The organism is Nonomuraea fuscirosea, from assembly GCF_003001935.1.
In the GTDB taxonomy this organism is placed as follows: domain Bacteria; phylum Actinomycetota; class Actinomycetes; order Streptosporangiales; family Streptosporangiaceae; genus Nonomuraea; species Nonomuraea fuscirosea.
The window spans coordinates 1-24,272 of record NZ_PVNG01000005.1; the positions used below are offsets into that span (position 1 = coordinate 1).

The window sequence follows — 24,272 nt, forward strand, 5'->3', positions numbered from 1 at the left end:
ACCCCACCCGCGACTACCAACCTCAGGCAAACCCCAACACGACGAAACCCCCGAACCCGTAGGTTCGAGGGTTTCCGATGTCGTGCGACATCACATTGGTCGGGGCGACAGGATTTGAACCTGCGACTTCTTGCTCCCAAAGCAAGCGCGCTGCCAAGCTGCGCCACGCCCCGTCTCGTCGAGTGCGCATGCGGTCCGCGACTCCGGTACGCTTTTGCCCTGACGACCGGATGAAGTCTAGACCAGAGTTCGACCGGTTCGCGCGGACGTAGCTCAATGGTAGAGCCCTAGTCTTCCAAACTAGCTACGCGGGTTCGATTCCCGTCGTCCGCTCTCAGGTTGTGCAAGGCCAGGTCAGCCGCATTGCGGGGGCCTGGCCTTCGTCGTCTCCCGGCGCGCGAGGGATCCGTAGGTCTCCAGGGTCGCGCGGGCGATGACGTCGATCCGGTCGCCGTACGCCGCGTGTCCGTCCGTGAGGAAGCTGCCGTCGTGGAAGGGCAGGCCGCTGAACGTGGCGCGGAAGCCGCCGGCGGGCCGGGTCGCGGGAAGCGGGGCGTACGGGGCCAGCGGGCCGGGGTCGTCGGTGGCGCGGGCTCTGTGGTTGTTGCGGGCCACGCGGTGGGCCTGGAGGCGGGTCAGGGCGTCGAGGCCCTTGTCGGCGTAGAACTGCAGCAGGCGGTACTGGCCGTCGAGATACGCGCCGGGGCCGCCGGGCGGATGTTGCAGGAGGTAGGCGCAGACCACGACCGCGTGCCAGCGGTACATCTCCGGGTCGCGCTGCTCCTCGGACAGCACCTCGTGGTAGTAGTCCGCGCAGACGCCGAGCGGGCCGGCGGTCGCGCCGCAGTCGCAATGACTCATGGCGGGCAATCTAGGCGGCGCCCGGCCGCGTTGTCGAAGGCTTTCCGTGCGCTCGTAAGCTGGGGGCGATGCGTGCGCGACCGATCTCCCGTGAGGCCCTCGTCGAGGAACTGGCCGAGCTGATCTCCGCCGGGCCGCCGGGTTCGTGGGTGCGGGTGGCCGTGGACGGCGCTCCCTCCGCGCGGCCCGGGTCGCTCGCCGACGACCTGGTCGCGCCGCTGCGCCTTCGCGGGCGGCCGGTGCTGCGGGTGTCGGCCGGCGACTTCCTGCGGCCCGCCTCGCTCCGGCTGGAGTACGGCAGGACGGATCCCGACGCCTTCTACGACGACTGGCTGGACATAGGGGCGCTGCGCAGGGAGGTGCTGGAGCCGCTGGATCCAGGAGGGTCGGGGCGGGTGCTGCCGGCGTTGTGGGACAGCGCGATCGACCGGGCGTACCGGGTGCCGTACGAGGAGCTGGCTCCCGGCGGGGTGGTCCTGGTCGACGGGACACTGCTGCTGGGGCGGGGGCTGGCGTTCGAGGTGAGCGTGCACCTGTGGCTGTCGCCTGGCGCGCTCGAACGCGGCACGCCCGAGGACGAGAAGTGGCGGCTGCCCGCCTACCGGCGCTACGAGCGGGAGGTGCGCCCGCAGGAGACGGCGGACGTCGTCGTACGGGCCGATCATCCGCGGCGGCCGGCCGTCCTGGTCGGGGACGCGGCCGGAACCTGATCAGCGGCCGGGAAGAGCCGTGGTGGCCGCCTCGGAAGGGGAAGGTCGGCGGCCACCCGGCCGTCATCGCGCGGTAGGGCGCTTGCCGTGGTTCGCCTTCTTCTTCTTGCGTGCCTTGCCCTTGCGTGCGCGCCTGGCCATGAGCTCGCCTCCCGGTGATCGAGAACGGGTGATCCGGTACGGGCATGAGTTCCCAACGTCTCTCCCCGCGCTGACCAGCGCAAGTGGTCCCGGAGAACTAACATTCCCCAACAATTCCGTGTCATAATTTGGTGGAATCTGTTGGAAGGAGCGGGCGTGCTCGCACAGCAGCGTCAGCAGGCGATTCTCGAACGCGTGCGCAGCCACGGCGGCGTCCGGGTGGCCGATCTCGTACGCGAGCTCGGCGTCTCCGACATGACGATCCGCCGGGACCTGGAGGTGCTCGCCGAACGCGGGCTCCTGGAGAAGGTGCACGGCGGCGCGACCGCGCTCGGCCCCGGCTCGACCGAGGAGCCGGGCTTCACCGCCAAGTCCGCCCGCCAGCAGCAGGAGAAGGAGGCCATCGCGCGGCAGGCGGCGGGCCTCGTCCGGCCCGGCACGGCCGTGGCGCTGTCGGCGGGGACGACCACGTGGGCGCTGGCCCACCATCTGATCGGCGTGCCCGACCTGACCGTGATCACCAACTCGATCCCGGTCGCGGAGGTCTTCCACCGCAACCCGCGCGCCGATCGCACCGTGGTGCTGACCGGCGGGGTGCGTACGCCGTCCGACGCGCTGGTGGGACCGGTCGCGGTGGCGGCGATCCGGCGGCTGCACGTGGACACGCTCTTCCTCGGCGTGCACGGGATGAGCGTGCGGGCCGGGTTCACCACGCCCAACCTGCTGGAGTCGGAGACCGACAGGGAGCTGGTGACGGCGGCGACCCGGCTGGTCGTCCCGGCCGACCACACGAAGTGGAACACGGTCGGCATCAGCACCATCGCCGAGCTGAGCGAGGCCCACGTGGTCATCAGCGACGCGGGGCTGCCCGAGGACGCACGCACGGACCTGGCCGAACGGGCTGGGCAATTGATCATCGCGGAGGGCTCGCAGTGAAGCGCACCATCACCCACCTGGCCGACGGCCGAGAGCTGATCTACTTCGACCGGCGCGACGACGCCGACAGGAGCGCGATCGACCGGCGTCCGCTCGGCCCCCGGCCGGTGGCCTCCGAGCTGCGCTACGACCCGCTGACCGAGGAGTGGATCGCGGTCGCCGGGCACCGGCAGACGCGGACGTTCCTGCCGACCGGCGGCGCGTCCGAGTGCCCGCTGTGCCCGTCGACGGACGAGCGGTCGACGGAGATCCCGTCGTACGACTACGACGTGGTGGTGTTCGAGAACCGCTTTCCCTCTTTCTCCACAAATTTCGGGACTTATCAGGAAGTGGGCGGGCTGAGTGAGGTCCGTCCGGGTGTGGGGAGGTGTGAGGTGGTGTGCTTCACCTCCGACCACTCCTCCTCCTTCTCCCGGCTCTCCGACGCCCAGGTGGAGCTGGTCATGGAGGCGTGGGCCGACCGCACGGCCGAGCTGTCCGGGATCGAAGGCGTGGAGCAGGTCTTCTGTTTCGAGAACCGGGGCGAGGAGATCGGCATCACGCTCGCGCATCCGCACGGCCAGATCTACGCCTACCCGTACGTCACGCCCAAGACCAAGCTGCAACTCGGCGCGGCTGCCCGCCATCGGGGGCCGGGCAACCTCTTCGCCGACGTGCTGGCCGCCGAGCGGGAGGCGGGGACGCGGGTGGTGGCCGCCAACGAGCTGTGGACGGCGTTCGTGCCGGCCGCCGCCCGCTGGCCGTTCGAGGTGCACGTGTATCCGCACCGGCAGGTGCCCGATCTGGCGGCGCTCACGGAGGAGGAGCGGGCGGCGTTCGCTCCTCTCTACACCTCGGTGCTGCGGGCCTTCGACGGGCTGTTCGGCGTGGTGATGCCGTACATCTCGGCCTGGCACCAGGCTCCCGTACGCCAGGACAGGGAGCTGGCGTACCTGCACCTGGAGCTGTTCAGCATCCGGCGGGCGCCGAACAAGCTGAAGTTCCTGGCCGGCTCGGAGTCGGCGATGGGCGCCTTCGTCAACGACGTGCTGCCGGAGGAGGCGGCGCGCATGCTTCGGTCACAGGTAGATCACTAATTGATTTCTGCTTAAGGTCGCATGACTCGTGATCTACCACTAATATCCCCATAAGCACCGGCCACAACAGCCGTAGCTTGCCTAATCCCGGGCGCGTGGCCCGGGAGCCGGGGACCCGAAACCGCACCTGGGGTGAATCCGCTTCGGTGGTAGGGCGCACTCCCATGCCCGAACCCGTCAGCTAACCCGGCCGGCAGAGGGAGAGGAACACCTACGTGGCGGCTTCGTCCCCCGCGACTCTTGCCATCGGTCTGATCACCGCCGCCGCCGTCGCCGTCATGCCGGCGATGCCGGCGTCCGCGGCCCCCAAACCCTCGGAGGCGAAGCTCCGGGCGCAGCTCAAACAGCTCAACACCAAGGTCGACAAGCTCATCGAGAAGTACAACCTCAAGCGCGTCGAGCTGGCCAAGGCCCAGCAGGCCGCCGAGGCGGCCAAGGCCAGGGTGGCCGCCGCCGAGCAGACGCTGGTCACGGCCCAGCAGCGGGTCGCCGAGATCGCCCGCCTGCGCTACCAGAACGCCGATCCGTCGCTGCCCGTCTTCCTGACCCCCGAGAACGGCAGCAGCGCCGCCCTGCTCGAACAGCTGACGGCCGAGCAGCAGGCGATCGTGCAGAGCGTGGCCAAGGCCAAGGACGACAAGGTGAAGGCGAGCAAGGAGGCCGCCGCGCTGGCGACCAAGATCAAGACCGACGCGGCCGCGGTGGACGAGCAGCGCGACGACGCCGAGGACCTCATCGACGACATCGAGGACAAGCTCAAGGACCTGGTGCCGTTCGGGTCGGGCCGCAACTCCGACGGCTCGTGGGCGCCCCAGTTGCCGTCCGGCGCCGAGCACATCACCCCGCGTACCCAGCTGATGAAGGAGCAGGTGGCGAAGAACTTCGCGCTGCCGTTCTCCGTCGGCTGCTTCCGCGCGGGCTCCAGCGGCGAGCACCCACTGGGCCGGGCCTGCGACTTCATGATGAGCACGGGCGGCTCGATGCCGTCGGCCGCCAACAACGCCCTCGGCGACCGGCTCGCGGACTGGGCGCTGGCGAACAAGGGCAAGCTGGGCGTCAAGTACGTGATCTGGAAGCAGCGGATCAACCAGGGATCGGGCTGGCGCACGATGTCCGACCGCGGCAGCATCACCGAGAACCACTACGACCACGTGCACATCTCGATGAACTGAAAGTAGGGGATATTGCATCTGATGATGCATATCCACAAGTTGAGACGGCGTTTGTGCTGGCAGACGCTATGCGATTGGGCGTTTGGAGTGCCAGGTCCGCCATATCGCCGGTGACACTCTGAGCTGCATCTTCTCTCGTTCTCCGGACGCCTTCTCGCATCAGATGCGAGTATGTCGCGTCTGATGCGAGGAGGTGTTGGCGGTGAGAAGGGTGGCTGTGGAGGGGGCCGCTCATCTGGTTCTAGCCGATGGTGTAGTGCCTCTGCGCCCGGCTGAGACCCTGTTCGAGGGGATGCTGACCGGATGGGAGCGACAGCAGAGGGCCCGTCTGCTGGCGGCTTCGACGATCCGAACGCGGGTGGACCTGGTCCGCCGCTTCGCGCTGTTCACTGGGACCTCGCCCTGGGAGTGGTTGCCGGGGGATGTGGAGGACTGGGCTACGGAACTGCTGTCGACGCCGAACGGGCTGGCGCGCTCGACGGTCCGGAACTACCTGAATCAGATCGCGATGTTCTGCGACTACATCACCGACGCTCGTTACGGCTGGGCAGAGCAGTGCCTGGAGCACTTCGGTGCGCATCCGGTGCAAATCTGCCACGAAGAGAACATGCCGTCCCATTCCGCGCCCTATGAAGGGCGCCCAGAGGTACGAGCGCTGAGCCGGCGGGAGCTGCAGGACTTCTTCGACTATGCCGATGAGCAGGTGGTACGAATCCGGTCGGCGGGGCGAAAGGGGTGGGCCCCGGCCTTCCGGGACGCAACTGTGTTCAAGGTCATCTACGCCTGGGGGTTGCGGCGCCGAGAGGCTGCGCAGCTGGACCTCGCGGACTTCTCCCGCAATGCGAAAGCTCCGGAGTTCGGGCGTTACGGTGCCTGCTATGTCAGGTTCGGGAAGGCGACGAAGGGGTCGCCACCGCGGCGGCGGACCGTGCTGACTGTGTGGGAGTGGGCAGCCGAGGCGCTGGCTGAGTACGTCGAAGAGGTGCGACCACACTTCGCGGTTGGCAAGCGGCAGTTGCTCTGGCCGACTGACAGCGGCGGGCGCTTGCAGGGGCGGGAGATCACGCGGCGGTTCGCCACCTATCGAGACGCACTCGGACTAGACGAGGAACTGCATCCGCACTGCCTGCGGCACTCCTACGTCACACATCTCATCGAGGACGGCGCCGATCCGTCTTTCGTACAACGACAGGTTGGGCACGCCTGGGGATCGACAACCGCCATCTACGCCCACGTCGGATCCGACTTCATGAACAATGCCCTGCGTGAGGTCCTCAATGCCGGCTTGGGAGAGGTAACCTAATGCGCTCGATCCGCTATCGCTGGCATCTGCGGGAGTTGATGGCCCAGCGCGGCATGTTCAACACCACCGATTTGGCCCCGCATCTGGCCGAACGTGGCATCGAGATGTCGGCTTCCCAGGTCCACAGACTGGTGACCGGCACCCCGGAGCGGCTCAACCTGCAGGTGTTCGCTGCACTCTGCGACATCCTGGATGCCAGTCCCGCCGAGTTGTTCGAGCCGGTTGTGGTGGAGCGGGCTCGCCGCAAGACCGCCGAGGAGTCCGGGCCTGCCTCGGCCGTCTCACCGGGCGAAGTCCGTCGGCCTCGTCGGGCCCAAATACTGCCCGACGAGCCATGAGCCGACGCGTAGGCCGATGCGCCGGCTGCGGTCGTGACGGCCAGATCGGCGGGCGCCGTCCGGACGGTGCTCAGGTCTGTGGCAGCTGCTATCGCGCCTACAAGCCCAAGCACCGCTGCGATGCATGCGGTGAGCTGCGGTTCCCTGCGGTCAAGGCAGGAGGACGCTCTGGGAGTGACAAGACCCTCTGCTCAATCTGCTATCGGACCGCCCGGCCCAAGCGCCTATGTGATGGTTGCGGTCAGCTCCGCATCATCAACTCCGGCAGGGCGGATCACGGTGAGCCCGCGCTCTGCGTCACCTGCTACCCGCGAATCCAGGCCAAGGTAACCTGCTCCGACTGCGGCGAATTGGCGCCACCCGTCGTGGTTCCGGGCGGCCGCACCGACACCACCCGCATCCTCTGCTCCCGCTGCTACGCACGTCCGCATCGCCCCTGTGGGGTCTGCGGACGATCCCGCCGTGTCGCTCTGAAAGCCACTGACATCAACCCTGACATCTGCCCTACGTGCTATCAGGCACCCGAAGTGTCCTGCGCGATCTGTGGTCGGCGCGACCGTGGTCGGCACACCGGCATCGGTGGGGCTCCGGCGTGCTTTAGTTGCATGCTCGCCGATCGCATCGACGCCCTCCTCACGGGGCCTGACGGGGCCATCGCAGGGACGCTGGTGCCGCTGCGCGAGGCCATTCTCGCGACGAACAACGCCCAGGCCGCCCTCTCCAACTTAGGCCGCAGCCGAGCCCACGACGTCCTCGCGGAGATCGCCGCCGGACGCGCTCCGCTCGCCCATGCCACCCTGGACCAGCACGGCTCCAGCCGCTCCATCGATCACCTGCGCGGGCTGCTTGTCGCCGCCCATGCCCTGCCGGCCCGCGACGAGCACCTCGTCCGGCTAGAAGCCTTCGCTCGCACTATTGCGGACTCTGTAGACCCTGACGACAGGACGATCATTGCTCTGTATGCGCGCAGCCATGTGCTGCGCCGCCTCCGCCGACACCTCAACGGCTCCGCACTCCAGCCTGGTGCGGCCTACCGGGCACGTGCAGAACTCGCCTCCAGCATTCGCTTCCTCGCCCACCTGCGCCGCCGAGGCCGCACCCTGGCCACCTGTCGACAGATCGACCTGGACGCCTGGCTTGCCAATCCTCGGCACGCAAACAGCACTCGCAGTTTCTGGTCTTGGGCCATCAAGACCAGAAATCTGCCGCCCTTGGAAATCCCCGTCACGATCAACACCGAGCCGTCCCAGTTCACCCCGGACGACCACCGATGGGCGCAAGCACGACGCCTGCTGACTGAAGACACTCTCCCGACCGCCGACCGGGTTGCTGGCCTCTTGGTCCTGCTGTTCGCACAGCAGGTCAGCAGAATCGCCCGACTCACCCGCAGCCACATCCACCATCGCAGTGACAGAGTCACCGAACTCAGTCTCGGTGCCACGAACGTCGTTCTCCCTGGCCCACTCGCTGACTTGATCAGCCAACTCCCCACCCCGCGTAGCGACGGCACCGCTCGCTATCTCCACGACGGAACCTGGCTATTCCCCGGTCGTCGCCCCGGCCATCCCCTCCATCCCACAAGCTTGTCCCGCCGCCTAACCGAGCTTGGTATCGATCCCCGTCCCGATCGCAACAGCGCCCTACTGGACTACGCTCGCCAACTCCCGCCTCCCGTTATCGGACGACTGCTCGGCCTTGCGCCAGGAACCGTCGACCGGTGGGCGACAATCTCCGGCGGCCGATGGGCCCGTTACAGGCCAACCTGACCTGCACCAATGCCCAGCATGACCGCGACTTTATTGCGCCGAGGACGCCGTGGTGCCGAGCCGCAGATGTTCTCGACTGCGCCTAGGATCCGGGTGGTGATCTGTTGGAAGGCCGGGGCTGGCTCGCGATAGGGCGCCCATCCTGTAGGAGACCGAGCTAGTCGCGTTGCGCCTGCCGCCTGGGGGTCGTCAGCCGCGTGATCGCGACAGCATCGATCCCAGCGACAGTTCCATCAGTCCCGCCTGCCGTGTCATCCTCCACCTCTTTCAGTTGGGGCTGGACCAGCGAACGATCCGACAGTGGATATAAGAGATCGACTACGGGCCTGGATGCCAATGCAGGTGAAGGGCATGAGCTCGGGCGACCATAGGTCAACGACGTTCGCGCTACAAGATCATCAAACTCGGTCGGTCCGGCGGCGATCGCCTTCATCTCAACTCTCACCCCTGGCGCTTAACAGTCACGTCCATAGGCATGGGGGGATGGTCGCCTGCTTCCCTTCTGCAAGGGGCTTTACTGTGAGTAGGTGGAGGGGGTAAGGCGGTTGCCTGTCACGACGCCCACGAGCACGCATCGATCAATCTCGGCATGACGGGGGCGGTGTGACGCGAGCCAGGTAAGCTCATCGATCCTGCGGGTGCCTTTGGTATCGCTTTTTGCCGTGAGATCCAGAACGAGAAGTTGTCCGAAGGGTGCGTTGGTGTTGGTGTACTCGGCTTCTTGGGTGAGGTATTTCTCCTCGATGTGCTCGCGTGTGTTGTCGTCGCTGTCCTGCTTCATCTCCGTGAGGTAACGCAGCGAGCCGAAGTGCACCATGACGTCGGCGCGCCCCATACCGACATCGGTGGATTCGACCTGGACGATGTTGTGCAGTTTCCCCGACAGCAGCCAGCCATGGAAGTCTCGCTGGAGGTCGGCTTCGACGGGCATGCGCTGCCCCTTTTCCGGTTTCCGCCGGTAATCGTAGGGACGATCGCCGCTCTTGCCGGAGCCGAAGAGGCTGGTGCGGGTCAGGTCGGAGCGGCTCTTGAGGAAGAGCAAGGTCTGCTCGACGAGCGCGCTGAACGTGTGCCGGACATCCCCCGCGAAGCGAGGGTGTGCAGACAGTTCCGCAATGAAACGGTCCAGCAACGGCACGATCAAAGGATCCGTAGCTTCAAGCCGGGCGACATCGCTGCTGTAGGCGAGGCCCTCGAGAACGCCGAGCGCGTCGTCGTTGAGTTCTCCGCCGATCCGCAAGGCCTCCTGGAGGCCGAGCGTTCGGACGAGGACGGGAGCGAAGCGGTGGAGGCGATCAGCCACCGCTGTTTGCCCGCCCTCCTCATCATCGTCCTCGGCGGGGTCCTTGACGGGATCGCTGTTGGTCTCCCGCGCGTCGATCCTAGCGATGATCAGCGCTGCTGTCTCCGTGTCGAACACAGGGCCGGGATAGTCCTGCGGCTGTCGGGCGGCATGTCGCAGGGCCGCCAGAAAGGCTGTCTCACGCAGGAAGCCGTCTTCAATCGCGGGCTCGACCAGCGTCGCCAGGCCGCTCGCAGGCTCGCTGACGCCGACGGGCCGGACAGCGCGGGCCGCGCGGTAGGCGTCGAACACAGCGTCCAACGCGCGCCAGCAGTCCATCCACACCGGTGCCTGCAAGGCTTGCGAGGCTGCCCGAAGCTGGAGAAGGAGACGTCCCCAGGCAATCTCCGCAGACCGGCGTGGCTGTAACCACACGGGCTGGTGGGTGCCGTGCAGCCATGCCTCCCGCCGTTCTAACGCCCGCGCCACCTGATCGGTGGCGGCGGCCACCTGTTCAGCGTTGCCTGCAGCGAATCCCAAGACGGCATCGCACACCGCCGCGTACACCTCGGCATCGTCGCGGCCCTCCTCTGCAGCGGCGGCAGTGGCGAAGAATTGGCGAGCCTGTGTCATCTCGCCTGTGACCTTGGACCACTCACGCGACGTCAACGCGGCTCGCAGGCGGTCACAGCCAAGTTCGAACAGCGCGTCGACATCGGCCGCCTCGTCGACGGACAGGTGCTGCAGCATGTCGCGCATGCTCGCCGTGATCGCCGTTTCTCGCTGTGACCAGCAATCCAGCGCAACTCCGAGGATGCGTGGCAGTCGTTCGAGAAAGTCTTCCGGTCCGTCGGCGGGCAGATCTTCCAGCGTTTGCCAGACCTTGTAAGGACTGACAGCCTCCGCCACTGCTAGCCGGACCGCTCCCTCCAACCGCGCTGCGGCCAGCAATGGCATGGCGCCGATGGCCTCAGCCAGGCCGTCCAGCAAGACCTCGTTCAACTGGCGGGCAAGCCCCCGGGCGGTAGCTGAGCTGCCCAGCAGGGTCTCCAGCGCTGAGGAGAACGCCAGAAGACTCCTTTGCCCGGCGAATCCGGCGGGGAAGGGATCAGCTCTCTCGATCCAGATTGCATCGCCTGCGTCAAAGGCGTGCACAATCGCCTCGGCCAGCAAGGGCGCATAGGGGCCGGCTGCGACGTCGCCCACCTCGCCGTGCACCACCTGGGGCGGCAACGAAATGGCCTGAAACGTAATCGTCTGCCCGGAAGCCGCCAGGGCGTTCAGCCTGTCTGCCAACTGCGCCATGCCGTCTCCTTGCTCTGCCCGCGATTGTTCGTCACCACAACGGTCTGCCGTCGGGAGCTTCGATAATGTTCCCCTGCTGCAGCACGTCATGTGCCAGTTCGAAGTCGCTGGTGGTGATCAGCACCTGCAGATGCCTGTCCATGGCGAGCTTGGCCAGTTCTCCCAGCAGCCTGCGAATGTCGAGGTCTTGTACCTCCTCCGCCTTCGGGCTGTCAATGAGTAGCAGCCCTGGGTGTGTGGAGACGTGGTGAGCGGCGCCCACTCGCAACAGGGCGATCACGACTGCGATGCGAAGCCGTAGCCGTTCACCTGGGCTCTGGACGCCGAACGGCTTGGGGCGGTCACCGCCCTTGGTCACCTCCAGGCGCGCGGCGCGGTCGATCCTCACCGCCTCCAGGGAGTCGATACCGAAGCGTCGGCCGAGTTCGACGATCTCGCGGTTGAGGTCGGAGAAGAGCGTTTCCGCAGCGGTTTCGTGATCTTCCTCCAAGGTTTTGACCGCTGTCTTGAGCACCTTCAATGCCTTGGTCTGGCCGGGGTCATCGACCAGAGGCGGCAATTCCGGAAAGACGCTGAGCGCGCCCTCCAACCGCAGCACCTGCTCTCGCGCCGCGACTCGGGCCGGGACCTGGGTCGCGAACTCCGCCCGGCGAAGCCGCTCTTGCACTCGGGCCAGGTCACCTGAGAGGCGTGTCAGTTCTGCTTCGGCGGCTTCCAGCGCTTGCTTGGCGGCCCTTTCCGCAGCGGCACTGGCCTCCAGCCGCTGCTTGGCCTCGGCGATGACGTCGTCGGGGTTGTCGTCGTCACCGGGCACCAGCCGCGAGCACACGGCACATGCGTGGGCTTGGCTCTCCTCGCGGCGGCGCTCGGCGGTGATCTCCTGATCGCAGCGCGGGCACGCCTTGGGGTCAAGCCCGTGAAAGAGCAGGCGCGCGGTGGCACTCTCGCTGACATCGTTGACGAGCTTGGCGTCGTGCTGGCGTTGAGCACGAGCGCGACGATGCGCCTGCATCAGCTCGTCCCACAGGTCCTGCGCGCCAGCCACGGCGCGAGAGAGCCTGACCGCCTCTGCCGCCAGATCCGTCAGCGACTCCTGCTCACCTTCGTCGCCGTCACCGAGCAGGGCGAGCCGCTGTTGTGCCTGCCGCAGATTCTCCTCGATCTGCTGTCGTTCCTGGTTGCGTTGCTCCCTGGCTTCCTTGTCGGCAGCAAGGTGCGTCTTGCGGCGTGCGGCCAGCACATCGGCCGTGGTCTTGACCCGGGTGAGCGCTGCGGCCGACGGTAGGTCCAAGAACACCTGGAGGAGACGCCCGGGCAGGCCGCTCATCAGGACTTCTCCGAGCAGGGCCTTGTCCCGGCCGGCGGGCAGGTAGATCGCTCCGAAGTACACAGGCCAGCCATGGGTCTGGGTGCCCGTCTCCTGAAAGCTGTTGACGAGTGGGTGCAGGTCCAGCCGGTCCATCATCAGGGCTTGGATCTGCTCGGCATAGCTTTCGTCGCTGGATGCCCGCAGAACGGAGACGATCTGCCGGGCGGCGTCGGGTTCACGCGCCGTTTCCAGGGTTTGGATATCGGGACCGGTCAGCACCACCGCTGAGGTGATCTTCTCGTTGGTCAGGTTCAGCCGGAAGCCCATGGGCTGCCCGGCCACTTCGACGTCCAGATCAATCTCGTGCAGCCAGTGCCGTACGCCGATCGACTCCCGCGGCGAGCCGCGCAGGCACCAGGTGATCAGCTCCAGGACACTGGTCTTGCCTCGGAGGTTGGCCGCGACCAGACCCGTCAAGCCTTCGGAGAAGCGCAGCGGGGTATCGAACTTGCCCGGGTAAACCGAGCCCGTACGCACCCCCGACAGTCGCAGCCGGTGCAACCTGAGCGTGCGGGGTCTGGCAGGCGGTGTCGCGAGGGGAACGCCGTAGTCGTCGAACACGCTGCGGACATCCTCCGCTGGCACGCCGATCCGCTCAGAGATCCGGCTCTCCAGAGGCATGCCGTTCTCAGTCATGAGTCACCGCCTGGGCTCGCAGCTTCTCGAGACGTGCGCGGGCCCGGGCAGTAACCGACGCAATCCGCTCTCCCCGGGTCGCCTCGGCGTACTCCCGTTGCAGATACTGCCGCTGCTTGAGCTGGCTGCCCCCCAGCCCGTCGGCCAGAGCGAGGACAAGACGTGTTCGCTCGACGTAGTACTGAAAGACAGGCGCCTCGTAGATCACTTGTCGGGCCACTTCCCTGCCGGCCGCCAGCAGGAAGTAGTCATGCTGGCGGACCCGGTTGACCGTGCCGCGCCTCCGCCTTCCCACCAGTGCCGCGCTGCGCAGCACCGCCAGAGCGTCATCCAGAGGCTCATAGGCACCGAAGTGATGGCGCAGCATCGGATACCGCCGCACTTCCGGCTCTTCAGAGTCCAAGATGCTCCCCGCCAGCTCGAGAAGAGGCTCTTCGCCGCTCTTCTCATACTCCGTCAGAAGCTCGTCCGCGAGATAGTCGGGATTGCGCAGCCAGAAGTCCAGCTTCTGTAGCCGCACCTGCGTTCGAACCACGCCCACAGCCTCGGCAAGCCCAGGCAGGGCCCGGTCGGCATCGCTGACGTCCTCACAAGCACCATCGATGAGCAGCAGGATGCGCACCGCATCCTGCTCCCGGCTGGTCACTGGACTGTCGATGTTCGGATTCGAAAGTGCCTGGTCCACCGGCCAAGAATAATAGCGAATGGCGGCATTTAACACCGCCGAACAAGAACTTATAAGTTTCGAAATTTGAGATCGAAATGTTATTAGGGGTATGACGGATGGTGATCATGAATCACCTCCATACACAAGCCGTGGACTCTCCAGCCGCCCATACAAAAGCTTTGCGGCCGCCAGGCACCATTCCCATCAGTATCACAGCCACGCCCATCGGCTCCTGCAGGCGTCTGTGTCCACGCGATGCTGCCGCGAGACGTGCCGCCACAGGGTGAGGCAGCGGCCACGAGTGCGATCATCACGACCGCAGCGCCGACTGGATCGCACTCCTACTTGGCCATGAGGCAAGCGCCGCGGGCGAGTTCACCGCTCAAGACCAGCCCAAAGCAGACGATGCCGAACGGAGACTTCCACGCCATGGCCCTCTCGCACGAACTCTTATTGAACGTGCGATTCTGTCGGCGCATCCTGGCTGTGAGCCATGACGACGGCCACCAGGAGGCGCACCCCCGGGGAGAAATCGAGGAATTCGTCGCGGCCCTGGTCCTGCTCAGACACCCGCACCACAACCGGCCCGCTCCATCACGCGGCGACCCGGGCGTCACGCACGCGCCTGAAACTATCGCGCCGGTATTTCCGGCCCGTAGAGGGCATGCGCCAAACGCGGCCATAATGCGGCACCCATGGGATGCGAAGCGGCATGTTCAGCGGCGACCTGGCAGGTCGGCCCACTCGAACAGCTCACGAGCAGGAACACGCAATGCATCGGCGATTTGGAACACCTTATCCAGATGTGGGCTGTACATGCCGTTCTCGATCCGGTTGATCGTCTTGCGATCGACGTCGGCCAACTCACCGAGTTGCTCCTGAGTTAGCCCGTGCCCTTCGCGCAGCTCACGCAGCCGCGACCCGAACTGTCTGCGCAGCTCAGCGAGGCGTGGCGTGATCGGATCTGGCACTCACCCACGGTGACGGGCATGATCCTCAAAGGTCTGTACCAACGTTGGTACAAATGATTGCAGCAGTCCCGGCTTAACTGCCGTGACGTGCAAGCATGCAGCCACGCCCAGCGTGCAGCCGTTCCCGCCGCCCCTTCTTGGAGAGAGAGGCATGATCCGCTTCTGCCAGGCCCACCCCCTCCAGGCCCACATCCCCACCCCTCCCCATCGCAACCGCCACGGCGGATTCTCCCCCGCCTGGCGGATCTCCCAGCACGCTGGGCTGTCCCGGGAACTCCATGAACACGGGGCGGGCAACATGCTGCGCAATGCTGCCCACGCCACCTCCCTCGCGAAAATCCGACTCCCGCTGGCCCCATCCGGGAGTAACAGCTTGCTGCGCGTCCGAGCGGTCAGCTCCCCGCCTCCCAGTACCGATGCCGATCCCGCCGAAGTATGCCTGAACAGGGAACTGGCGCGAACGCCCGTCGATCCGAGAACCGGGCAGAACGTGAAGGCCGCCGGCCACGACAATCCCGACCTCGTCGCCCAGGACGCTGGGACTCTCCTGAAGAGAAAGCGCTGCGCCACGGCCATCGCCTATCGCATCGGCACCAAGCCGTGCATCAGGCTCGCTTCGCTAAGGCACTCAGCAGGCTCCGGCCAATCGTCCACTTACGCTGACCGACGTCCGGAAGAGGTAGATACGTGACGAGGCGTCGCAGGCAGTTCTCGCCGGAGTTCAAGGAAGAGGCCATCCGCATGGTCCTGGGGCGCGATCGGACGGTCGCGTCAGTGGCGCGCGAGTTCGAGATTAACGCCAGCACCCTGGGCAGCTGGGTGAGCCGATATCGGATCGCGATCACGCAGAACCAGCAGCAGCCGGTATCGGGGCCGGAGCGGGCCCGGATCCGGGAGCTGGAGCGGGAGAACCTCGAGTTGCGCGAGAAGTTGATGTTCTTGAAGAAGGCAGCCGCCATCTTCGTGGCCGAGATTGGATGACGCAGCTGCAGTCAGTTAGGCAGGTTACGCGCCGTAGAGGGTTGTGATAGACGCGCTAGCGACGTGGCGACCGGCTCGAACTCCTTGCGCAGGATCGAGGTTTGCCTCCCACAGAGGGGACGGCACGGTGTAGGTCCTAACCCAGTCTGTACCGCACGAGCGCCAACCTCGCATCACGGACGCTGGGCCCCATCCGTGCTGCGTCAGGATAGGGGAAACCACCAGACTGTCGTGACCTGTTCCAGTGGGCTTGACCGCCAACTTTCTCGGTGCCACCGGGTGGCGCTAGGAGGCAGCATCAGGCACTGTCTGGAACCCCAGATCCTGCACAGGCTCCGAACTGCTGGCCGCAGGGATAGCGCGTTCGGCATCCGTGGGCGTTGATGGCGCCAAGGTGCGGCGATCTCGGTTCCGTCTATCACGACCTCAGTCAGCATCTTGGCCAACTACGTGCTCAGCCTGGCCAACTACTGCGCCCAGCCTCACGAATACCCACGAGTTGAAAAAGACTCTCCGCCACTACGCGGGAACGCCGACGGGGCCCGGCCGGGTATGGCACGGACCCCGTCGGCGTTGCAGGCGTCAGTTCGTCAGCGTGAGGGGGTTGACCAGGTCGGCGTAGACGAGCAGGCCCGCCATGATCATCATCACGATCGCGAGCGCGTACGTCAGCGGCAGCACCTTGGCGATGTCGACGTAGGCCGGCTCCGGTCGCTTCATCACCCTGGCGTACGCCCGCTTGATGCCCTCCCACAGGCCCCCGGCGACGTGACCGCCGTCCAGCGGCAGCAGCGGGATGAGGTTGAACATGCCGATCGCCAGGTTGAAGCCGGCCAGCAGGTTGACGAAGATGGCGATCTTCTTCTCGGTGGACAGGTCGGAGGCGAGGATCTCGCCGCCCATGCGGCCCGCGCCGACCACGCCGACCGGGCCCTCGGGGTCGCGCTCGTCGCCGGAGAAGGCCGCGTGCCAGACGCCGACCATCTTCTCCGGCAGGTTGAGCAGCGAGCCGGCCACCCGGGCGGTCAGCTCGCCCATGTAGCCGACGACCTGGCCGAGGCTCTGCTTCTCCATGACCTCGGTGGGCAGCACGCCGAGGAAGCCGACGTTCTTGTCGATCTTCTCGGGGTCTTCGAGGTTGGGCCGGTCCTGGGCGATGAGCGTGACGTCGAGCGTCATCGGCTTGCCGTCGCGCTCGATGCCGAGCTTGACCGGGCCGGCGCCGTGGGAGCGGATCAGGCGGGTGGCGTCGTCCCAGGAGCCGATCTTCTGGCCGTCGAAGGAGACCAGGTGGTCACCGGGCTTCATGCCGGCCTGGGCGGCGGGCGTCAGCTGGTCGGTGGGCGCGCACTGGGCGCGCTGCTCGGAGATCGGGATCACGCAGGTGTGGGTCTCGGGCGAGACGATCGGGGCCCAGGCGGGCAGGCCGATGCCGACCAGCAGGATGCTGAAGAAGACGAACGCGAGCACGAAGTTCATCGCCGGGCCGCCGGACATGATGATGACCTTCTGCCACCACTTCTTGCGGTAGAAGACGCGGTCCTCGTCGCCCGGCCGCACCTCTTCCTGGGCGGCGTCGCGGGCCGACTCGATCAGGCCCTGCCACGGGCCCGTGGCGGTGCTCCTGAGCTTGCCCGGCTCGTCGCCGGGGCGCGGCGGCAGCATGCCGATCATGCGGATGTAGCCGCCGAAGGGGATCCACTTGATGCCGTATTCGGTCTCGCCCTTGCGCCGTGACCACGCCGTGGAGCCGAAACCCACCATGTACTGGGTCACCCTGACGCCGAAGATCTTGGCCGGCACCAGGTGGCCGAGCTCGTGCAGCGCAATGGAGACCATCAGCCCGAGGAGGAAGAGGATGATCCCCACGACGTAGAGCCAGTTCATCGAGGTGTGCTCCCGGCAGACGACAGGACAGACGAAGGGTCCGACCACCCCAGAGTAGTCGAACTCGCCACACCGTACGGCTTACCGGTTCCGACGGGCATTGACAGTCCGCGATCAAGCGATCACGCTGAGATAACGACGGAGGGGGACGTCTTGATCCGCATACTGATCGCCGAGCACCTGCCCTTGGTGCGCCGTGGCCTGCTCGTCACCCTGGCGGCCGAACCAGGGCTGCGGGTCGTCGCCGAGGCCGGGCACGCCCGGGAGGTGGTGAGCGCGGCGCGGGACGCCGAGGCCGACGTGGCCGTGGTCGATCTCGACCTGCCCGGGGAGCCCGCGGCGGGGCTGCTGGCCGCGCACGTGCCGAGGTGCCGGGTGCTGCTCCTTTCCGCCGCGCCCAACCCCGCGCAGGTGCGCGAGGCCCTGGCCGGCGCCGCGCTGGGGTTCATGAGCCTGTGCGTGCCGCCCGAGCGGCTGGCCGACGGCATCCGGCAGGTCGCGGCCGGGCAGCGGGCCATCGAGGCCGAGCTCGCCGTGGCCGCGCTGCAGTGCGCGACCAACCCGCTGACCCGGCGGGAGCTCGACGTGCTGCGGGCCGCTGCGGGCGGGGCGCGCTCGACGGAGATCGCCGACGAGCTGTTCCTGTCGGTGGGGACCGTACGCAATCATCTGTCCCGCATCATGTGCAAGACGGGAGCGCGCAACCGGCTGGACGCGGTGCGCATCGCCAGCGACTCCGGCTGGCTGTAGGCGGCGGACGACGGATGGGCTCGGGCCTGTGCGGGACCCGGTGGAGCCGCGCCGCTCCGCCGGGACCCGAACACGTAGAGCCTGTCAGCCGTACGCACCCGCTGCCAGTGCAGGCCGTCACGACCGCACCGTGTAAAAGGTCACGGGTCGGAGCGGCTCAAGGACGCCAGATGAGCACCAGCGCGCAGTCGTCGTTGTGCCCCGAGGCCATGGCGTTGACCAGCGCCCTGGCGCCGTCGCGGAACCCCGAGGGCAGCAGCCGCTCGGCCTCGCCGAGCAGCCGGTCGAGCCCGGCGTCGATGTCGCGCCCCGGCTGCTCGATCAGCCCGTCGGTGTAGAGCAGCAGCGCGTCGCCCCGGCGCAGGGTGCCGCTGTCGGGCTCGCAGTGCAGGTCGGGCACCACGCCGAGCACCACGCCCTTGGCCGTGGCGACCTGCCAGTTGCCCGTGCCCGCGTCGAACTTGACCACCGGCGGATGACCGGCCGAGGTGATCGTGTAGTCGCCGGTGTCGAGGTCGAGGCGTACGTGCACCGCGGTCACGAAACCCTCGTCGCCGCGCTGCCGGTGCAGGTACGCGTTGCACGCGGGCAGGAAGTCCGTCACCGAGCCGAGCAGCCCGCCGAACGTGCCGGACAGCAGCAGCGCCCTGGTGCCCGCGTCGACACCCTTGCCGGAGACGTCGACCAGGGCGATCTCGACCGAGTCGCCGTCGCGCATGGAGACCAGGAAGTCGCCGCCGAACGACGAGCCGCCCGCCTGCTTGAGCACGACCTTGCCGCCCCAGTCCTTCGGCAGCGGGGGCAGCTCGCCCTGGCTCCTGAGCCGGTCGCGCAGCTCCAGCAGCATCGCGTCGCCGCGCAACCCCTGCACGCCCAGCTTGCCCCTGGTGCGGGCCATCAGCACGGCGAGCACGGTGGTGAACACGATCGTCACGGTGAGCCCCAGCCCGACCCGGCCCGCGCCCAGGTTGACCGCGATGTAGCCGAGCGCCACCCCTACTCCGACGAGCAGCTTGACCAGGCTGCCCAGCCGGAGCTGGAGCCCGCCGATCAGCGTGACCAGGATGAGCAGGGCGGGCGAGAACCACTCGGTCGACACCTCGGCCGCGAGGAACCCGATGACGAGCGCGAGCACGATCAGGGTGATGAGCAGGTTGCGGTCGCGGGCCAGCAGCACCCTCCGGACGAACCGGACGACAGGCACCAGGAAGGGCACCCGTATCAGGGCCGCACGGACCCGTGGCGGGATCAGCGGCGCTGGTCGGGAACTCATGATGCGCCTGACTGTATCGGTCTGACCCCTGTTTGGGCAGCCCACTTGACCAACGCCTTGATCATTAAGCACGGATATTGGGTGGCCGTCCCCCTTTGCCCGCTCCTACCTTGGACGGATGACGTATCCGATCCGTCCGATTGATGAATCAGAGTGGCCGGCCTACACGCGGGTGCTCGAGGAGGGGTTCGGCTGGACGCCACACCCCACGCAGGCTGAGCGGTGGAAGACCGAGACCGAGTTCGACCGTACGCTGGCCGTCTTCGACGGCGATCAGATCGTCGGTGTCACCGGCATCTACAGCCTCCCGATGACCGTTCCCGGCGGGCAGCTCCCCGTGGCGGGGGTGACCGCGGTCAGCGTGCTTCCCTCGCATCGCCGCCGCGGCGTCCTGTCCGCGATGATGCGCAGGCAGCTCGACGACATCCGTGAGCGCGGCGAGTCCGTGGCCGCCCTCTACGCCTCCGAGGCCCTCATCTACGGCAGGTACGGCTACGGCCGGGCCTCCAGCGAGCTGTCCTTCCAGATCGACACGCGGCGCTCGGCGTTCGTCCCCGGCGCTCCTTCCGACCCGTCGCTCCGGCTCAGGGTGGTCAAGCCCGCCGACGAACGGGCCGAGCTGGAGAAGCTGTTCGCCTCCGTCGTCCCCCGCCGCCCCGGCCGTTACGAGCGCAACGCCCACTTCTGGAACGGCCTCCTGGCCGACGAGGAGGCCGACCAGCACGGCGCGGGGCCGTGGCGCTCGATCCTGGCCGAGGACGACCGGGGCGTGCGCGGCTACGCGCTGTTCCGGATCAAGTCCTCCTGGGACGACAACGGCATCCCGAACGGGACCGTGAAGCTGCAGGAGCTGGAGGCGACCGACCCGGCCGCCTACGCCCTGCTGTGGCGCAGCGTGCTGGACCGCGACCTGGTCTCCAAGGTGCAGTCCGGTGGCAGGCCGGTGGACGACCCGCTCATCGCGCTGCTGGCCGACTCCCGGCAGCTGCGCGCGAGCTGGGCGGACGAGCTCTACGTCCGCCTGGTCGAGGTCGGCAGGGCGCTGTCCGCGCGGTCGTACAGCGCGCCCGTCGACCTGGTGATCGAGGTCGAGGACGAGACGTGCCCGTGGAACGCCCGGCGCTGGCGCCTCACCGCCGGCTCTTCCGGCGCGGAGTGCGTGCCGGTCGAGGACCAGCCGGACGTGACGCTGCCGGTGGTCGCGCTGGGGTCGGCCTACCTCGGCGACGGCCTGCTCGGCCAGCAGCTCGACGCGGGGCTGCTGCGCGAGCACACCGTCGGCGCCGTCCGCGGGCTCGCCACCGCCATGGCGTGGAGCCCGAAACCCTGGGCGGGCATGACCTTCTGACGTCGCGGTCCGTGACGTAGGCTCGACGGCATGGCGTTGCAAAGCCTGCAGATCACGGCCGTCGTGGCCATGCGTGCCCGCGATGTCTCCAAGCCGTCGAAGGAGCAGCAGGAGGCCGCCGACCGGCGGCCCCTGCGCGACGAGATGCCCAGGCGCGACCCCAAGCGCAAGGGCTAGGGAAGCGAGGGCAGCTGGCCGATCGTCTCGTAGGCGGCCAGCTGCGCGATGCGCCTGCTGTGCCGCTCGCTGCCGGAGAACGACGTGGCCAGGAAGACCTCCACGAACCGGGTGGCGTCCTCGGTGGAGTGCATGCGCGCGCCGACGCTGACGACGTTGGCGTTGTTGTGCTCACGCGCCAGCTGGGCCGTCTCCTCGCTCCAGGCCAGGGCCGCGCGGATGCCGCGCACCTTGTTGGCGCCGATCTGCTCGCCGTTGCCCGACCCGCCGATGACCACCCCCAGGCTGCCGGGGTCGCCGGCGACGCCCTCGGCCGCGCGCAGGATGAACGCCGGATAGTCGTCCTCGGCGTCGTAGACGAAGGGACCGCAGTCGGTCACCTCGTGCCCGTGATCCTTCAGCCAGGACACGAGGTGGTTCTTGAGCTCATAGCCGGCATGGTCGGCACCGATGTAGACACGCACCCGTCCAGTCTTCCACAGCGCCGCGGATCGGGCTCGCCGACAGGAGTAAGGACCGCTAACCTTGTCGAGTCCTTACGCAAGCGAAAGCAGAGATTCATGCGAGAGATCCGTGTCGTCGGCGACCCGGTCCTGCGCACGCCCGCCGAGCCGGTGACGGACTTCGACCGCGAGCTGCGCCGGCTGATCGACGAGATGTTCCAGGTCATGTACGCGGCCGACGGCGTCGGCCTGGCCGGCCCGCAGATCGGCGTCTCCCGGCGGCTGTTCGTCTACGACATCACGGGACGCAAGGGGCACCTGGTCAACCCGGTGCTGACCGTCGACGACCCCGAGGAGGTGCCCGACCAGGAGGGCTGCCTGTCGGTGCCCGACCGCGGGACGGGCCGGCCGATCTACGCGCCCGTGGCGCGGCCGGCGGGCGTGACGGTCGAGGGGCTGGACCGGTTGCAGCGTCCCGTGCGCGTCAAGGCCCGCGGCTCGCTCGCGCGCTGCTTCCAGCACGAGACCGACCACCTCGACGGCAGGCTGTTCGTCGATCGCCTGCCGCGAAACGAGGCCCGTACCATCCTGCTGCGGGCATAACGTGGCCGGGTGAGCGTACTCTCCGGCAAGGGCGCGTTGGTCACCGGCGGTTCCAGGGGTATCGGCAAGGCCGTCGTGGAGCGGCTGACCGGCGACGGCGCGGACGTGGTCTTCTGTTACCAGCACGCGGCGCAGGCGGCCGAGCGGGTCGCCGCGGCGACGGGCGCGCACGCCGTGCGGGCCGACCTCGGCAGCAGGCAGGACCTCGATCGGCTGTTCGCCGAGGCGCAGGCGCGGCTGCCCGGGATCGACATCGTGGTCAACAACGCCGCCACCGTCGAAGGGCAGAAGACCTTCGACGCGATCACGGACGACGACTACGAGCGGGTCTTCGCGGTCAACGCCCGTTCCGTCTTCCTGGCCATCCAGTGGGCGGCGCGGGTGATGCGCGACGGCGGGCGCATCATCAACATCTCCTCGCTCAACACGCGGATCCCCGCGCCGGCCCTGGCGCTCTACTGCGGCAGCAAGGGGGCGGTGGAGCAGTTCAGCAAGGTCGCGTCGCGGGAGCTGGGCGGGCGGGGCATCACGGTCAACGTGGTCTCCTCCGGCGCCACCGACACCGACATGCTGAGGGCCGCCAACCCGCCCGAGGCGCTGGAGACGACGCCGGCCTACACGGCGCTGGGGCGGCTCGGCCGGCCCGACGACATCGCCGCGGTGGTCGCGTTCCTCGCCGGTCCCGACGGGCGGTGGGTGACCGGGCAGAACGTGCTGGCCACCGGCGGGCTGTACATCTGACCAGGGCCGCGGCACCGACCGGGGGCGCGGCGCGTGGCCGCGCCCTCCGGTGGTAGCCGCCCAGCGGCCGTTCAGGGGCCGCTCGGTGCCATCAGAGCTGGAGAGACTTGACTTCGAGGTACTCTTCGAGGCCCTGCTCGCCGAGCTCGCGGCCCACGCCCGACTGCTTGTAGCCGCCGAACGGCGCCAGCGGGTTGAACCGGCCGCCGTTGACCGCCACCTGGCCGGTACGCAGCCGCCTGGCCACGTCGAGCGCGCGTTCCTCGGTGCCCGCCCAGACGGCGCCGGCCAGGCCGTACCTGGTGCCGTTGGCGATCTCGACCGCCTTGTCCTCGCTCGTGTACGGGATCAGCGACAGCACCGGCCCGAAGATCTCCTCCTGCTCGATCGTCATGCCCGGCTCCACCGCGGCGAACACCGTGGGCTCGACGTAGTAGCCGCGCTCGTGCGGCCGCTCGGTGCCGCCGGCCACCAGCCGGGCCCCTTCCTCCTGACCCCGGTTGATGTAGTGGACCACCCGGTCGCGCTGGGCCGCCGACACCAGCGGCCCGATCTTGGTGGAGTCGTCGAAGGGGTCGCCGACCCGGTAACCGCGGGCGGCCTGGACGGCCAGGTGGACGGCCTCGTCGTACTGGTCGCGCTGGACGAGCATGCGGGTCTGCGCCGAGCAGGTCTGGCCGGCGTTGACGAAGCAGTTGGCCACGCCGACCTTGACCGCCAGCGCGAGGTCGGCGTCGGGCAGGATGACGTTGGCCGACTTGCCGCCCAGTTCGAGCGCGACCCGCTTGACCGACTCCGCGGCCAGCGCGGCCACCCGGCGGCCGGCGGCGGTGGAGCCGGTGAAGGAGACCATGTCCACCGCGGGATGGGCCGCCATCGCCTCGCCGACGACCGGCCCCCGGCCGCTGACCAGGTTGAACACGCCCGGCGGCAGGCCCACCTCGTGGAAGATCTCGGCCAGCGCGTACGCGGCCAGCGGCGCCACCTCGCTCGGCTTGAGCACGACCGTGCACCCGGCGGCCAGGGCGGGCGCGACCTTGCACACGATCTGGTGCAGCGGGTAGTTCCACGGGGTGATCGCGGCCACCACCCCGATCGGCTCCTTGACCACCAGCGAGTTGCCGACGCGGGCCTCGCGCGGGTATTCGGCGGCGAGCGCGGCGTAGGAGGTCAGGACGCTCACCGGCATGAGCGTCTGCACCCTGAGCGCGAAGGCCAGGGGCGCGCCCATGTCGGTGGCGATGATCCCGGCCACCTCTTCTGATCGCTGTTTCAGCAGTTCGGCGGCGTCGGCGAGAAGTTTCGCCCGTTCGGTGGAGGCCGTCGCGGACCATTCGGGGAAGGCTCGCGCGGCGGCGCCGGCCGCCGCTTCGACATCGTCGGGGACACCCGCGGGCACCCGATCGATGATCTCTTCGGTGGCCGGGTTGACGACCTCGATGGAGTCGTCCGATGCCGAAGCGGTCCAGGAGCCGTCGATATACAGCTGACGCATGGCCCCATCTTGACAGCGCGTCATGCCTGAGGGCGAGGGCT

General features: G+C 67.9%; 23 protein-coding genes, 2 tRNA genes and 1 riboswitch. Of the genes, 14 read left to right on the forward strand and 11 right to left on the reverse strand.

All coding sequences use genetic code 11. The annotated features are described in order from the left end of the window. Positions 1-96: 96 nt before the first annotated feature. Positions 97-173 (reverse strand) — tRNA-Pro (locus B0I32_RS12880). Between the two features lie 89 nt (positions 174-262). Here B0I32_RS12880 and B0I32_RS12885 point away from each other — a divergent pair. Continuing rightward, positions 263-333 (forward strand) — tRNA-Gly (locus tag B0I32_RS12885). A gap of 21 nt (positions 334-354) precedes the next feature. On the opposite strand, the gene B0I32_RS12890 is transcribed toward B0I32_RS12885, so the two are convergent. Beyond that, a complete protein-coding gene (locus B0I32_RS12890) occupies positions 355-861 on the reverse strand; it encodes a DUF5946 family protein (RefSeq protein WP_106238336.1) in 507 nt (168 codons plus the stop codon). 68 nt (positions 862-929) lie between these two features. Between B0I32_RS12890 and B0I32_RS12895 the strand changes: the two genes are divergently transcribed. Then, complete coding sequence (locus tag B0I32_RS12895) at positions 930-1,571, forward strand: nucleoside/nucleotide kinase family protein (protein WP_106238338.1); 642 nt, start codon at positions 930-932, stop codon at positions 1,569-1,571. Positions 1,572-1,634: 63 nt separating this feature from the next. Here the strand turns inward: B0I32_RS12895 and B0I32_RS61645 are convergent, their stop codons facing one another. Beyond that, complete coding sequence (locus B0I32_RS61645; RefSeq protein ID WP_371252575.1) at positions 1,635-1,712, reverse strand: 50S ribosomal protein bL37; 78 nt, start codon at positions 1,710-1,712, stop codon at positions 1,635-1,637. Positions 1,713-1,868: 156 nt separating this feature from the next. Between B0I32_RS61645 and B0I32_RS12905 the strand changes: the two genes are divergently transcribed. The 6 genes from B0I32_RS12905 (at position 1,869) to B0I32_RS56420 (ending at position 8,303) form a co-directional block, all read left to right on the forward strand. Continuing rightward, positions 1,869-2,648, forward strand: a complete 780-nt coding sequence (locus B0I32_RS12905; RefSeq protein ID WP_106238343.1) for a DeoR/GlpR family DNA-binding transcription regulator — start codon at positions 1,869-1,871, stop codon at positions 2,646-2,648. Beyond that, positions 2,645-3,724, forward strand: a complete 1,080-nt coding sequence (galT, locus tag B0I32_RS12910) for a galactose-1-phosphate uridylyltransferase (protein WP_106238345.1) — start codon at positions 2,645-2,647, stop codon at positions 3,722-3,724. Before B0I32_RS12905 ends, galT begins: the two co-directional genes overlap by 4 nt. Before the next feature lie 68 nt (positions 3,725-3,792). Further along, positions 3,793-3,934: riboswitch (cyclic di-AMP (ydaO/yuaA leader) on the forward strand. Positions 3,935-3,939: 5 nt separating this feature from the next. Beyond that, the gene (locus B0I32_RS12915) at positions 3,940-4,896 is read left to right on the forward strand and encodes a coiled-coil domain-containing protein (RefSeq protein ID WP_106238348.1); all 957 of its coding nucleotides are present in this window, start codon (positions 3,940-3,942) and stop codon (positions 4,894-4,896) included. A gap of 358 nt (positions 4,897-5,254) precedes the next feature. Next, complete coding sequence (locus B0I32_RS12920; protein WP_245955793.1) at positions 5,255-6,199, forward strand: tyrosine-type recombinase/integrase; 945 nt, start codon at positions 5,255-5,257, stop codon at positions 6,197-6,199. Next, the gene (locus tag B0I32_RS12925) at positions 6,199-6,537 is read left to right on the forward strand and encodes a helix-turn-helix domain-containing protein (RefSeq protein WP_106238350.1); all 339 of its coding nucleotides are present in this window, start codon (positions 6,199-6,201) and stop codon (positions 6,535-6,537) included. Before B0I32_RS12920 ends, B0I32_RS12925 begins: the two co-directional genes overlap by 1 nt. A 605-nt stretch (positions 6,538-7,142) precedes the next feature. Beyond that, positions 7,143-8,303 (forward strand): hypothetical protein, encoded by a 1,161-nt coding sequence (locus tag B0I32_RS56420; RefSeq protein ID WP_146178139.1) that lies wholly within the window; start codon positions 7,143-7,145, stop codon positions 8,301-8,303. 514 nt (positions 8,304-8,817) lie between these two features. On the opposite strand, the gene B0I32_RS12930 is transcribed toward B0I32_RS56420, so the two are convergent. From B0I32_RS12930 to B0I32_RS12945, 4 genes are all read right to left on the reverse strand, one after another. Continuing rightward, on the reverse strand, positions 8,818-10,890 hold the full coding sequence (locus tag B0I32_RS12930) for a hypothetical protein (protein ID WP_106238353.1): 2,073 nt from the start codon (positions 10,888-10,890) through the stop codon (positions 8,818-8,820). A gap of 31 nt (positions 10,891-10,921) precedes the next feature. Then, a complete protein-coding gene (locus tag B0I32_RS12935) occupies positions 10,922-12,895 on the reverse strand; it encodes a coiled-coil domain-containing protein (protein ID WP_146178140.1) in 1,974 nt (657 codons plus the stop codon). Beyond that, complete coding sequence (locus B0I32_RS12940) at positions 12,888-13,580, reverse strand: hypothetical protein (RefSeq protein ID WP_219911772.1); 693 nt, start codon at positions 13,578-13,580, stop codon at positions 12,888-12,890. The genes B0I32_RS12935 and B0I32_RS12940 overlap by 8 nt, the downstream gene beginning before the upstream one ends. 698 nt (positions 13,581-14,278) lie before the next feature. Beyond that, positions 14,279-14,533, reverse strand: a complete 255-nt coding sequence (locus B0I32_RS12945) for a helix-turn-helix transcriptional regulator (RefSeq protein WP_219911773.1) — start codon at positions 14,531-14,533, stop codon at positions 14,279-14,281. Between the two features lie 687 nt (positions 14,534-15,220). On the opposite strand from B0I32_RS12945, the gene B0I32_RS12950 reads away from it, so the two are divergent. Continuing rightward, positions 15,221-15,514, forward strand: a complete 294-nt coding sequence (locus tag B0I32_RS12950) for a transposase (RefSeq protein ID WP_106238357.1) — start codon at positions 15,221-15,223, stop codon at positions 15,512-15,514. A gap of 582 nt (positions 15,515-16,096) precedes the next feature. On the opposite strand, the gene B0I32_RS12955 is transcribed toward B0I32_RS12950, so the two are convergent. Then, positions 16,097-17,401, reverse strand: coding sequence for a M50 family metallopeptidase (locus B0I32_RS12955; protein WP_106238359.1), 1,305 nt, complete (start codon positions 17,399-17,401; stop codon positions 16,097-16,099). A 153-nt stretch (positions 17,402-17,554) separates the two neighbouring features. Between B0I32_RS12955 and B0I32_RS12960 the strand changes: the two genes are divergently transcribed. Then, positions 17,555-18,151 carry a response regulator transcription factor gene (locus B0I32_RS12960; RefSeq protein WP_106238362.1) on the forward strand — a complete coding sequence of 199 codons (597 nt, stop codon included), beginning with the start codon at positions 17,555-17,557 and terminating at the stop codon, positions 18,149-18,151. A 157-nt stretch (positions 18,152-18,308) separates the two neighbouring features. Here B0I32_RS12960 and B0I32_RS12965 read toward each other — a convergent pair whose 3' ends face one another. Beyond that, a complete protein-coding gene (locus B0I32_RS12965) occupies positions 18,309-19,424 on the reverse strand; it encodes a PP2C family protein-serine/threonine phosphatase (RefSeq protein WP_181307330.1) in 1,116 nt (371 codons plus the stop codon). A 118-nt stretch (positions 19,425-19,542) separates the two neighbouring features. Here B0I32_RS12965 and B0I32_RS12970 point away from each other — a divergent pair, with 118 nt between their 5' ends. Together B0I32_RS12970 and B0I32_RS57605 are read left to right on the forward strand one after the other, a co-directional pair. Continuing rightward, positions 19,543-20,772: a GNAT family N-acetyltransferase gene (locus B0I32_RS12970; RefSeq protein WP_106238364.1), complete on the forward strand. Its 1,230-nt coding sequence runs from the start codon at positions 19,543-19,545 to the stop codon at positions 20,770-20,772. Between the two features lie 30 nt (positions 20,773-20,802). Next, on the forward strand, positions 20,803-20,949 hold the full coding sequence (locus tag B0I32_RS57605; RefSeq protein ID WP_181307332.1) for a hypothetical protein: 147 nt from the start codon (positions 20,803-20,805) through the stop codon (positions 20,947-20,949). On the opposite strand, the gene B0I32_RS12975 is transcribed toward B0I32_RS57605, so the two are convergent. Continuing rightward, on the reverse strand, positions 20,946-21,413 hold the full coding sequence (locus B0I32_RS12975) for a ribose-5-phosphate isomerase (RefSeq protein ID WP_106238366.1): 468 nt from the start codon (positions 21,411-21,413) through the stop codon (positions 20,946-20,948). The two genes, B0I32_RS57605 and B0I32_RS12975, sit on opposite strands and share 4 nt — an antisense overlap. A gap of 96 nt (positions 21,414-21,509) precedes the next feature. Here B0I32_RS12975 and def point away from each other — a divergent pair, with 96 nt between their 5' ends. Next, positions 21,510-21,995 (forward strand): peptide deformylase, encoded by a 486-nt coding sequence (def, locus tag B0I32_RS12980; RefSeq protein ID WP_219911774.1) that lies wholly within the window; start codon positions 21,510-21,512, stop codon positions 21,993-21,995. Between the two features lie 9 nt (positions 21,996-22,004). After that, a complete protein-coding gene (locus B0I32_RS12985; RefSeq protein ID WP_106238371.1) occupies positions 22,005-22,736 on the forward strand; it encodes an SDR family NAD(P)-dependent oxidoreductase in 732 nt (243 codons plus the stop codon). A gap of 91 nt (positions 22,737-22,827) precedes the next feature. Here the strand turns inward: B0I32_RS12985 and B0I32_RS12990 are convergent, their stop codons facing one another. After that, the gene (locus B0I32_RS12990) at positions 22,828-24,231 is read right to left on the reverse strand and encodes an aldehyde dehydrogenase family protein (RefSeq protein WP_106238373.1); all 1,404 of its coding nucleotides are present in this window, start codon (positions 24,229-24,231) and stop codon (positions 22,828-22,830) included. Between the last annotated feature and the right edge of the window lie 41 nt (positions 24,232-24,272).